The 12500-nt window shown below is 53.9% G+C and carries 6 protein-coding genes and 2 rRNA genes; 6 read left to right on the top strand and 2 right to left on the bottom strand.

What is annotated here, in order from left to right:
• The first annotated feature begins 60 nt into the window (after positions 1-60).
• Both AXK12_RS03235 and rrf read left to right on the top strand, forming a co-directional pair.
• Positions 61-2969 (top strand): 23S ribosomal RNA (locus tag AXK12_RS03235).
• Positions 2970-3056: 87 nt separating this feature from the next.
• Positions 3057-3172 (top strand): 5S ribosomal RNA (gene rrf, locus AXK12_RS03230).
• Positions 3173-3278: 106 nt separating this feature from the next.
• On the opposite strand, the gene arfA is transcribed toward rrf, so the two are convergent.
• Positions 3279-4799 carry an arabinosylfuranosidase ArfA gene (arfA, locus tag AXK12_RS03225; protein ID WP_068711407.1) on the bottom strand — a complete coding sequence of 507 codons (1521 nt, stop codon included), beginning with the start codon at positions 4797-4799 and terminating at the stop codon, positions 3279-3281.
• A 166-nt stretch (positions 4800-4965) separates the two neighbouring features.
• Here arfA and AXK12_RS03220 point away from each other — a divergent pair, with 166 nt between their 5' ends.
• From AXK12_RS03220 to AXK12_RS03205, 4 genes are all read left to right on the top strand, one after another.
• A complete protein-coding gene (locus AXK12_RS03220) occupies positions 4966-5919 on the top strand; it encodes a DUF6807 family protein (RefSeq protein ID WP_156468823.1) in 954 nt (317 codons plus the stop codon).
• Between the two features lie 408 nt (positions 5920-6327).
• Complete coding sequence (locus AXK12_RS08475; RefSeq protein ID WP_082782610.1) at positions 6328-8577, top strand: TonB-dependent siderophore receptor; 2250 nt, start codon at positions 6328-6330, stop codon at positions 8575-8577.
• Between the two features lie 37 nt (positions 8578-8614).
• Positions 8615-10009: an ABC transporter substrate-binding protein gene (locus AXK12_RS03210; RefSeq protein WP_082782609.1), complete on the top strand. Its 1395-nt coding sequence runs from the start codon at positions 8615-8617 to the stop codon at positions 10007-10009.
• Positions 10006-11070 (top strand): Gfo/Idh/MocA family protein, encoded by a 1065-nt coding sequence (locus AXK12_RS03205; protein ID WP_068711399.1) that lies wholly within the window; start codon positions 10006-10008, stop codon positions 11068-11070. The genes AXK12_RS03210 and AXK12_RS03205 overlap by 4 nt, the downstream gene beginning before the upstream one ends.
• 549 nt (positions 11071-11619) lie before the next feature.
• Here AXK12_RS03205 and AXK12_RS09245 read toward each other — a convergent pair.
• Positions 11620-12500 (bottom strand): hypothetical protein (locus tag AXK12_RS09245; RefSeq protein WP_197456977.1); only part of this gene is annotated, 881 nt, incomplete at its 5' end.

The raw sequence follows: 12500 nt of genomic DNA, 5'->3' as shown, positions 1-12500 counted from the left end.
AAAGTCTAGGGTAAAATATAATGTAAGCAGGTAAAATAAACGCCTAGAATAGTAGCGTTTGCATAAACCAGTTACAGCAATTGATGGATGCCTTGGCTTCATCAGGCGATGAAGGACGCAGCAAGCTGCGATAAGCTTCGGATAGCGGCACACACGCTTTGACCCGGAGATTTCCGAATGGGGAAACCCGGCACCGATAATACGGTGTCACTTCAGGATGAATACATAGTCCTGATAGAGCAATACGCGGCGAAGTGAAACATCTCAGTAACCGCAGGAAAAGAAAGAGAATCGATTCCGTAAGTAGTGGCGAGCGAAAGCGGAACAGCCCAAACCAGAGGGATTTATCCCTTTGGGGTTGTAGGACCACAACGTGAAATGCAACGGTTAGACGAACACTCTGGAAAGAGTGACCAAAGAGGGTGACAGTCCCTTAGTCGAAAACCCGAGCAAATCTAGTGGTATCCTGAGTAGCACCGGACACGTGAAACCCGGTGTGAATCCATGCCGACCACGGCATAAGGCTAAATACTCGATGAAGACCGATAGTGAACTAGTACCGCGAGGGAAAGGTGAAAAGCACCCCTGTTAGGGGAGTGAAATAGTAACTGAAATCAATTGCTAACAAGTCAGTGGGAGCTCCCATGTGGAGTCACCGCTTGCCTTTTGTATAATGAGTCTGCGAGTTATTGTCTGTAGCAAGCTTAAGCCGGTACCCGGTGCAAGCGCAGCGAAAGCGAGTCCGAATAGGGCGTCTAGTTGCTGGCAATAGACCCGAAGCGGAGGTGATCTAACCATGACCAGGATGAAGCTGCGGTAAAACGCAGTGGAGGTCCGAACCGGTTACTCTTGAGAAAGTATCGGATGAGTTGTGGTTAGGAGCGAAAGACTAATCAAACCCCGTGATAGCTGGTTCTTTCCGAAATATATTTAGGTATAGCGTCTGGTGCTGATCTATGGAGGTAGAGCACTAAATAAGCTAGGGCCCCTACCGGGGTACTGAACTTAATTAAACTCCGAATGCCATAGAGTGAAGCCAGGCAGTCAGACGGCGGGTGATAAGGTCCGTCGTCGAGAGGAGAATAGTCCAGACCACCAGTTAAGGTCCCAAAATATGGCTCAGTGGAAAAGGATGTGATTTTGCTTAGACAATGGGGATGTTGGCTTAGAGGCAGCCATCATTTAAACAGTGCGTAACAGCTGACCCATCGAGCGAAATTGCGCCGAAAATGATCGGGACTTAAGCCATATACCGAAGCTGTGGATTCACCGCAAGGTGAGTAGTAGGAAAGCGTCCTAAGTGCTGCGAAGCGGAAGGGGTAACCGACCGTGGAGCGCTTAGGAGTGAGAATGCAGACATAAGTAACGATAAAGATGGTTGAATTCCATCTCGCCGAAATCCCAAGGATTCCTGGGGAAGGTTCGTCCGCCCAGGGTTAGTCGGGTGCTAAGACGAGGCCGTAAGGAGTAGTCGATGCCAAGCTGGTTTAATATTCCAGCACCACCGGATTTGCGTTTGACCCAAGGAGTGACGGAGAAAGTTAGAACAGCGACGTGTTGAATCGTCGTCGAAGCTCGTAGGCTGTCTGGGGATAAAAGACCAGATAAGGCTGAAAAGCGATAGGACCTTGAAGCTACGGCCGAAGGGGATTGTTCGATACTACGCTTCCAAGAAAAGCTTCGTGGTTAGCAAGTCAGGTGCCCGTACCGTAAACCGACACAGGTGGGATAGATGAGTATTCTAAGGCGCGCAGGTTAACTCTCTCTAAGGAACTCGGCAAATTGACCCCGTATCTTCGGTATAAGGGGTGCCCCGCAAGGGGCCGCAGTGAACCGCTTCAACCGACTGTTTAGCAAAAACACAGCTCTCTGCTAAGTCGCAAGACGACGTATAGGGAGTGACACGTGACCAATGCGGAAAGGTGAAAACGTGAGGTGCAAGCTTCGCGTCTAAGCCCCCGTGAATGTCGGCCGTAACTATAACGGTCCTAAGGTAGCGAAATTCCTTGTCGGGTAAGTTCCGACCCGCACGAATCGTGTAACGAGTTGAAGGCTGTCTCGGAGAGATGCCTGGTGAAATTGTAGTGGCGGTGAAGATGCCGCCTACCCGCAGCAGGACGGAAAGACCCTATGCACCTTTACTGTAAGCTGTTATTGTCGCTTGATTTTTAATACGTAGAATAGGTGGGAGACTTTGAAGCCCGGTTCCAGGATCGGGCTGAGTCGAAATGTGAAATACCACTTTTTAATTGTTAGGCGTCTAACCCCGACCCATTATCTGGGCGTGGGACAGTGATAGCAGGTCAGTTTTACTGGGGCGGTATCCTCCAAAAGAGTAACGGAGGATTTCGAAGGTTCCCTCAGCCCGGTCGGTAATCGGGCTATAGAGCGCATGAGTATAAGGGAGCTTTACTGTGAGACCTACAAGTCGAGCAGTTGCGAAAGCAGGATCAAGTGATCCGGTGGTTGAATGTGGAATCGCCATCGCTCATAGGACAAAAGGTACGCTAGGGATAACAGGCTGATCGCGCCCAAGCGTTCACAGCGACGGCGCGGTTTGGCACCTCGATGTCGGCTCATCACATCCTGGGGCTGGAGAAGGTCCCAAGGGTTCGGCTGTTCGCCGATTAAAGTGGTACGCGAGCTGGGTTCAGAACGTCGTGAGACAGTTCGGTCCTCTATCCGCTGTGGGCGTCTGTGATTTGAGGGGTTCATTCTCTAGTACGAGAGGACCGAGAATGACGAACCTCTGGTGTTCCGGTTGTCGCGTCAGCGGCAGTGCCGGGTAGCTAAGTTCGGAAGGGATAAGCGCTGAAAGCATCTAAGCGTCAAGCCCATCCCAAGATAAGATCACAATCCGACGCAAGTTGGTGCAAGGTCCGGGTAGACCACCCGGTTGATAGGACAGAAATGTAAGCGTAGTAATACGTTAAGTTTACTGTTACTAATGACCTTGCCGGTTTATGCAATTAATACGCTATTATTCTCAGGCGTTTATTTTACCTGCTTTGTCAGTACTCTAGACTTTTATCCAATTGCCCGAAAGGGCTCCCCTTCTTGGTGATTATTTGCCGGAGGCACCACCCGTTCCCATCCCGAACACGGCCGTTAAGCTCCGAACAGCCAATGGTAGTAGGGCACTATGCCCCGCGAGAGTAGGTCATCGCCAAGTTTATGGCCCGATTCTTCATAATTGAAGAGTCGGGCCTTCTTTTTTTTAGACTGAGCCACTTAAGCCGTAGGGCCGATCTAAGTTGATCGGCCAAAGCAAAAATGCCTTAGTCTGTTTTCAGGCTGAGGCGCAGAACATGATACGACAAGGGCGCGAGAATTCCTCGCACGCTTCCGCTTTCGTCTACGACGACGTTTTCCCCTGGTTTAGGCCTTATGTGATCTGGGTTTTGGGCACTATTGGTCGCCTGTAAATCATAGCCTTCCATTGCCAAATGCTCGGAGAGGCAGGGTTCGGGGAAGCCCGTTAGGTTGATTTCCAGCTCTGCGGTCTCACTCAAATGGCGGTTGATAATGAAGAAGGTGAGGGTGTTTTTTTCGCGATTGTAGACGCTTGCGACATCTAGGTAGGAGACCTGATCCGCCGCCGCGCAGTTGTAAGTCGGCGCATCGACTGCGGTGCGCAATGCCTCACCTCGTCCGTAAAGTGCCACGAGGCGATACGGATGATAGATGCTTTGACGCCAAGCGGGCCCCTCTTTTTCAGCTCGAATCGGGGCGATCACATTCACCAGTTGAGCGATGCAGGCGATTTTTACTCGGTCTGATCGGCGAATGAACTCGTTTAACAACCCGGCAACAAAGAGCGCGTCTTCAAAGTTATACGTTTCTTCCAAAAGAGCGGGGGCTTCTGGCCAATCCCATTCTGTGATTCGGCGGTTGTCTTTTTCGCGTTGGTGATACCAGACGTTCCATTCGTCAAAACAGATAAAGACGTCGTTTTTGGCCCGTTTTTTCGCCTTTATGTAGTCGATAGTGCCCGAAATCGCCTGAATATAGCGGCCCGTCTCTTCAATTTTCCCAAAGAAATTAAGCGTATTGCGCTCGTAGTTCTCAAAATATTTGTGGAGTGAAATATAGTCTACATTTTCGTAAGACTCCTCTAAAACTTCGCGTTCCCATTCGGGATAAGTCGGCATTTCATCATTCGAGCTGCCACAAACGATGGTCTTAATTGACGGATCAAAGCTTTTAAATGCCTTAGCGGTTTCGTTGGCCAAGCGTCCGTATTCAACTGCGACTTTGTGTCCGGTTTGCCAAGGGCCATCCATTTCGTTGCCGAGGCACCAGAGTTTAACGTTGTGCGGCTCGGTTTTTCCGTGGGAGCGGCGCAAGTCGCTTAGGGCTGTTCCCGAGGGGAAGTTAACGTATTCTAGAAAATTACGCGCATCATCTAGGCCGCGTGTGCCGAGGTTTACTGCGAGCATCATGTCGATTCCCGCGAGTTTGGCCCAATCGGCGAATTCATTAATTCCGATTTGATTTGTCTCGGTGCAACGCCAGGCCAAATCGAGCCGCACGGGTCGAGTTTCGCGAGGCCCGACTCCATCTTCCCAGCGATAGGCCGAAACGAAATTTCCCCCCGGGTAGCGAATCGCGGGAATGTTGAGATCCTGCACAAATTTTAGCACATCTTTCCTAAAACCCTGTTCGTCGGCTTGCGGATGCCCGGGGTCGTAAATGCCGCCGTAAATTGCACGGCCCATGTGTTCGATAAATGCGGAGTACAGCCGCTCGTCGATTGGGCTGATTGTGAAGTCTCGGTGTACGGATATTTTTACCTTCATTTTACACTCCTGATAGTGGGGTTGGGGGTAACTAAATGCGGGTTGGCGCTCCGCCGATTTGCGTCTTTGAGAAAAAAGTCAAGTCGCGGTGCGCGCTGTCCCGATGAGCTCTCGTTAAAACTTGGCAGTTGACAGAGTGAGCAAAGTGCTTAGCGGCCCGCTCCCGATGAATACCCCACTTGTTACTCCGCTTGATCCCTCACTCCGCCTCGAACAGCACGACGATACGGCTCTGTCGCTGCACTTCGGCGACTTGGAGTTGTTCCGCTATGTCTACCGTTCGGACGCTTATCCAGAGGAAGCGCCGCGTCCGTATTTCCATCCCTTGCGTTCGCTTGAGGGCGATGTGATGACCAACTTTCGTCCCAACAATCATCCGTGGCATCACGGGCTGAGCCTTACGATGAACAATGTCTCGGGAGCTAACTTTTGGGGCGGCCCGAGTTATCACGAAGATGGTTATCAGTGGCGTGGAGATTGGGGCCGCCAAAGCCATGTCGAGTGGCGCGTGCAAGAGGCCTCGGGTAATCGTGCACGACTTGAAGAAGTGCTCGAATGGACGCACCACGACGAAGTCATTTTTCGCGAAGAGCGGCGCATCGGAATTGCGGTCAACTCACCCGAAAAAGTGTGGACCTTGCGTTGGCGGAGCACGTTGACCAATGCGAGTAGCCACGATCTTACGCTGAGCAACCCCGGCACTTACGGGCTCGAAGGCATGCACTACGGCGGGCTGACCTTTCGCGGCACGCGCGATTTTTTCGATAGCTACCTCGACTCGACGCTCAAAATCACGGCTGGAAATTTCGGCGATCCCGACGGGGTGAATGCTCCGTTTAAGGGGGGCGAGCAGGCCAATGGGGCTTGTGCCGACTGGGTGGAGTTTCGCGGCCAGTTCGACGGTTCGCTGCGTCACTTGCACATACGCTTTGCCAACCATACGGGGCCGCTGAGGTGGTTTGTGTTGCCGAAGATGGAGATGGTCTGCTTCTCGCCGCATGCGACGAGCAGCCTCGATTTGCCTAGGGGCGAGGCACTAGAACTCGATCACAGTCTGAGCTTTGCGTGTGCTCCCGGCTCGCTGCGGGTGCGCAGTTTTGTCGATCAAAACCAAGCTTAGGTAAGCGCTGAGATTCAGGAAAAATGATTTGCATTCTAAGTTTCTATTCCTACCCAGTCGGCTCGCTTTCTGTGTCACCCCCCTGCGTTTGACAAACGCGCTTTCTCCTTAACCCCGGACTACCCCATGTTTACGCTAAAGGCTAATTTTGCTTTTGCGTCCGTCGAACCGTCGAACCGTCGAACCGTCGAACCGTCGAACCGTCGAACCGTCGAACCGTCGAACGGATTGTGACGGGAGGCGTGTTGGGGGGCAAGCTTTAATTGATCGTATCTCCCGAAGCCTGAAGGGCTTCTGTTTAGCGCACGGCCTATTTGGCGTGCGTTTTTTTATGTCCCCAGCCCGCGAGACGCACTGCGTCTCGCGGGCTTTTTGCATCCCTATCACTTAAACAACCCTCAAAAAAAAATGTGTTATCTCCCCAAAAAACACTTAATCGGTGCCGTTTGTGCACTGCTGCTCCTGTCTCATGTTGCACCTGCGCAACCGGTTTCTCCCCAGCCAAGCCAGATTGAAGACGAAACCGTAGTCCTTTCCCCTTTTGCGGTGCAGGAACGCGCGGATCTCGGTCGCTACCAAGCCTCCCAAGTCTCTTCAGGGACGCGTGTTCGGATGGATTTGATGGAGTCCACGCAGAGTATATCCGTTGTTACGCGCGAGCTTATCGAAGACATATCGGCGGATCGAGTTCTTGATGCCGCAAAATATTCTGCGGCTATTACGGAAAACACTTCGCCACATCTCCAAAATCGGATGACGGTGCGCGGGTTTCAGTCCAACGGAGTGACACTTGACGGGTTTCGTATCGCCCTTTCCTTTGCACCTAACCAAGACCCAGTTGTTATTGATCGGATGGAAATCGTGAAGGGGCCAAATGCGATTATTTCCCCCTCCGGCGTCCCGGGCGGTTTAGTAAATAATGTAACGAAGAAGCCCCACTTCACAGGAAATAAAGGCTACGTTTCCTATCAAGCGGGGCGTTGGGATGCAAACCGGATGGAGATGGATGCCAACTACGTCGTCCTGAAAGACAAACTCGCCATGCGCCTAGTGGGTTCTTATCAAGATTCCACTCGTTATGAAGAGTATGGCTATCGCTCGGGGTGGACGGTGATGCCTATGCTCACATGGCGAGCAAGCCCTAGCACTGAAGTGACTGTGCAATTTCAGGGATTTAATGAGTGGATACTCAGCCCCTGGTCGCCTCCGATTTCTGTCTATGCACGGGGTAGGACTAATGTGCGTATACAGGAGGGGCTTCCTCGTGACTTTGGTATAAGCCCTGATGCAGACATTAACGATGCTGGCTATTATTCTCGTCTATCCGTAAATACCAAGATCACCGACAGGCTTTCGATGCGTGTCGCTGGGAATTATGTAAATGTGAAGTATAAGGGGCAGTATGTTTTAGCCGCTCCAGATTTTGAAGTGGTCAGCGTCGACCAACTCACGGGGGAGTGGGTTTGGGACGGCGTGACATTTAATGATAACCCTGCCTATATAACTGATGGCGCGCGTGTTCATGAGCATGGTAGGCAGGCAAATTTCCAAAACGACTTTGCCTATGAGTTTGAAGGCCCGAGTTGGAAATCGAAGACAGTCGCCGGTTATGCCCTTAATTGGCGTGGGGTCTACCCGCGACCGTCTCCGTCCTTTGAGCCAAATCCCAACACCTACGATCTTGTGGCGGGAGAGCGGATCCCCGCAGGCTATACGCTGCGAAATACGTGGGGCGCGGGCTCTGCAAGCCGGAATCACGACTCTCAATACTATCTCTATCAGGTTGTTAATCTCCTAGATGATAAGCTCGTGCTAAGCGGTAGCCTTTCGTATAACGAATACGCCTCGGCGAGGCAAAACTACACGTCTGGTGCTCGCACCAAAGATACTATTTCGACTACTTTGCCCGCGGCGGGGATAGTCTATAAAGTCACCCCACAGCTTTCTGCTTACTACGGCTATTCAGAACAAGGCGTGCCCGATGGGCCGGACTTCAGCAACGGTGTGCCTCATCATGTCGAGTCCAGTACGCAGCACGAAGTCGGCGTACGTGTGCGGCTCGCCGATGGAAAGCTCTATGCGACACTTGCGTATTTCGACCTAAAGATAAGCGACGTCTACATGTGGGATCTGCGAAATTATACCGCCCCGATTCCTGACCCGCTCTATCCAGCGATTAAGTCTGATCGAACAGTGGACGGTGTGGAGTTTGAGTTTACATGGTCGCCGACGCCCCAGCTATCGTTTGTCGGTAATATCGCTCATAATAAAAATCGTGATGGCGACGGGATGCAGTTTGCCAATATTGCGGACGATTCCGCCGCGATTTGGGCGAGCTATGCATTTAGCGATACGGGGCCACTGGCCGGGCTGCGCATCGGCATCGGTGCCGACTATCTGGGAGAGCGTGCGGGCACGACACACCGTTGGACGACTCCGCCGCTCGGATTTACGCCAGTTCGGATACAGCCTTCGTTTTATGTTCCCTCGCGCACGCTTGTTAATGCGAGTGCGAACTATCGGATTAATAAGCACTGGAGCGCACAGCTCAACGTGACCAACCTAACTGACGAAGACTATATCATGGGGGCAAATGGTCGCGGTATCGATATGGGCACTCCGATCAATGCACGGCTCACGATTCGCTACGACTTCTAAGGCGTTCCTGAATAAATGAGTTAATTTCAGGACGCCCATGAAGGGGTTACGTAAAAGCCCGAGCGTTTCGCTAGGGATGCTTGTCATCCTCGCAATTGCGGGGGTGACGAGTGTCTTGGTCGCGTGGCTGCCGAAGCGCGAGGCGGCGGGGATTGTGTTTTGGCTGACCTCTGGGCGGCACGAGGTGGCGTATCAGCCCGTTGTTGCACAGTGGAACGAAGCGTCGCGGGCGAGGCGCTTCGGTTCGCAACCCTCGCTCGCCATGACGCGGATGGCGAATCGCTCGTTCGAGCAGCTTATGCTTTCGGGATTTTTGTCGGGGACACCTGTCGCAGACTTGCTCGAATCGAGTGACGACACGATCCCGCGTGCGTTTCTCGGGCCGGTCGAGCAGGTGGGCTTCGTCGATTTGACGCAGCGGCTGCGCGAGGAGGGGATTTACGAGCGCTTTGAGTTGCGTGCCTTCGACCCATTTACCTCGCGCGGTCACATTTTCGGGCTGCCGCGCGGCGTGCATCCGGTGCTGCTCGCGTATCGGGCGGATATCGTGGAGGCGGCGGGGATCGACCTTTCGCAAGTCGAGACCTGGGAGGACTATTTTAGGGCGATGCGTCCGCTCATGGCGGATAACGACGGCGATGGGCAGCCCGACCGTTATCTGCTCTCGTTTAATGAAGTCGCGACCAACGAGCTCACTATCTTGATGCTGCAAAACGGGGGCGTGTTTTTTGATGACGAGGAGCTCCCCGACTTTGCCAATGAGAAAAACGCGCACGTTCTCGCTACGGTTGTGAGTTGGATGACGGGGCCCGACCGCGTGGCGCAAACGACCACGCCGAACAGCCATCTGCGCAACCCCGATGGGTTTGCGCTGGCTGTGCCGATGCCCGATTGGCTGCTGAGTGTTTGGAAAATGGAGCTGCCCATGCTGACGGGGAAGCTGAAGCTGATGCCGTTACCCGCGTGGGAGCGTGGCGGGCGACGCACGAGCACGCGCGGCGGCTCCATGATTGGGATAAATCGGCGCAGCCCGCATGCGGAGGCCGCTTGGGAAATCGCGAAAACGCTCTACACCTCGCGCGAAGTGGCCGAGCAGCTTTATCGGGAGACTTCGATAATCTCTCCGCTAAAGGAGTTTTGGGGCGAAGCGTTTTATGCGGAGCCCGACCCTTACGTGAGCGGGCAAGCGGCGGGGCTGCTTTACATCGAGCAGGCTCCGCATGTGCCGAAGCGCACGTCCTCGCCCTATGCGGCGACTGCCGAGACTTACATGATCGGGGCCTTTCTCGACCTGCGCGAATATGCGGAGCAGCACGCCGTCTACGATGCGGAAGCGCTCAAGCCGGTCGCACTGCGTCTACTCGAAGAGGCGCAACACTCGCTCCGGCATCTGATCCTGCGAAACACCTTTCTTTCTCCCCCAACAAAATGAACTCCACAGTGAACGCTAACTCCTCACCCAAACCGGTTCGTATTCTCATCGTCGGCACGGGCGGCATGGCCCACCAACACGTCTGGGCGTATCAAAAAATCTCCGCCGTGAGGCTCGTCGCGGCAGTCGATATTAACCCGGAGCGGCTCCGCACCTTTGCGCAAAAATATGAAATCCCCCAAACGTTTGGCTCGGTAGAAGACGCGGTGGCGTGGGGGCAGTTTGATGCGGCGAGCGTGGTCACGCCCGATGGGCTTCACTACGCGGCGACGCTGCCGCTGCTTGCTGCGGGTAAGCACGTGCTTTGCGAGAAGCCGCTCGCGAGCAGTGCGCGTGACGCGGTGGAGATGGCCGAGGCGGCGGCGCGAGCGGGTGTGGTTAATATGATGAACCTCACTTACCGCAACGAGCCGACGATGCAAAAGGCCGCGCAACTCGTCCGCGAAGGGGCACTCGGCGAAGTGCGGTTTTTCGAGGCCAGCTTCCTGCAAAGCTGGCTGCATCAACCCGCTTGGGGAGACTGGAAAACGGAGAGCGCCTGGACGTGGAAACTCTCGACCGCGCATGGCTCGCGCGGTGCACTGGGCGATGCCGGCGTGCATATCCTAGACTACGCGACTTTTATTGTGGGGCAGGAGGTCGTCGAGGTCGCGGGACGGCTGCAAACTTACAACAAAGCCCCGGGCGGGCGCGTCGGTGAGTTTACCCTCGATGCAAATGATAGCGCGATAATGAGCGTGGCCTGCACGGGCGGATCGATCGGCACCATCATTGCGACACGGGCAGCGACCGGACACCTAAACGACATGGTGATTAAAGTGTACGGCGAGACGGGTGCGCTCGACTTGCGTTATCGCTTGGGCGAGAGCGAGCTACACGCCTGCCTTGGTGCGGCCAACGTATTGCACGGCAAATGGGAACCGGTGGATTGCCCGGCGGTGACCTACCCGAGTAACTACGAACGCTTCGTCGCGGCGATTCGCGGTGAGACCAGCCCCGAGCCCGACTTTGCTAGAGGGGCGGCCTTGCAAAAAGTGCTGGACCGCGCCGAGGGGCGCTGAGCCAGCGCTGGCAGTGACGCCGCCGCCAGGCCGACGCACGCAAGGTAGTCTTCCCCGCTAAGCTAGGGCCTGTTCGCGTTTCAAACGTGGTCGCGCTACCAACACTTGACGACGGCTCGGCGCCTAAAGTCGTCCTGTGCACGCCGTCAGGCGGCCCGCAAAGTAGAAACGGTCCACGACCGTCCGCGCGGTCAGTGACGCTCTCTCTGAGCTTCCACTGCGCGTGGGGCGGCAGCGTGTCGCTGCATCCATTCAATTTGGGATTTCGCAACGCGCTATCGCGCGAAAGCGAAATCCCAAATTTGAAAGCACTCCCCCCTGTCGCGTTGCGACAGGGGGGAGTAGAGCGATAACCCGTTTGGGCGAGGAGGGAAAATCATTAATAAGCTCCCGCCTCCAAGTTTGGATTCCTTTCTACCGAACGCTTGGTGGCCGTGCTTATGCACGGCAACCAAGCGTTCGGTAAATGGGTGCCGGCACAGCCTGCCGCCCCACGCGCAGTGGGAAAAAGCGTATTAGCGCGGCCACGTTTGAAACGGGAGCAGATCCCTAGGAGGGACTTCTGCCTAGGCAGGCTTTTATGCGGCGGCGGAGTAGGCTGAGGGGCACTGTGCTGGCCACGAGGAGGCTTCCGTAGGTGGCGGATTCGGGGGTGGCGGAGATTACCCAATAGGCGTTGTTGTAATTCTCTAGGTGGATGTTGTTGCGGTCGTAGCCCTTGAACTCGATTTTTTTCAGCGCGTCTTCGAGGTGCACGCTGTTTTTCCTCACGAGTATGTAGTCGCGTTTATCCCGCCAGCCGTGAATGCGTAAGGTGCTACCGTCACCGATTATCAAGTCGTCTATGTATAAAAGACGCCGTCCGTGTTCGGAGTGACGATCCCCTGAGCCAAAGTCGATTGCTCCCTTTCCTTCGACGAATAGTTCGCGGAACGTTTCTTGGAGCTGTTCTTTAATATGAGCGCTGAAGTTTAATTTAGAGGCTTTTTCGTAAGAGATGAGCGAGACTCTTGCATGGTCGGCGATTTGATCGTTTTTGTCAATGTACACGGCAGCTCCCTTCATGATGTTGAGGCGATTTCCTGAAATAGTTTTCCTGCTGTATCTGCTCGACAAAACGAGGCTTGCGTTTCCTGTTACAGTTGTATCCCCTGTAAAACTATTGCCCCAATCGCCGGAAAATATAACTTCTGCGTGAGCCCCTGGCGCTGCAGTTATATTTACCCCTACGGGATTGCCATTATTGGCTATATTGCTTTTAATTTCGATACCCGACTTTGGGCCGCCAGTAGCATGAATTTTGATTACTTGTGAGTTAGTAGAAGAGGTTAAATATAGTCCTTCTATACCGCGGATATGATTGTAGTTTAAAAGGATTCCCTCTCGATCAATATATAATATATTTTCGTAAGAAATGTCTGCGGCGTTTG

It is taken from the genome of Cephaloticoccus capnophilus, assembly GCF_001580045.1.
Taxonomy (GTDB): domain Bacteria; phylum Verrucomicrobiota; class Verrucomicrobiia; order Opitutales; family Opitutaceae; genus Cephaloticoccus; species Cephaloticoccus capnophilus.
Note: the sequence above shows the minus strand (reverse complement) of the source record. Positions and strands in the feature narration are given on the sequence as shown.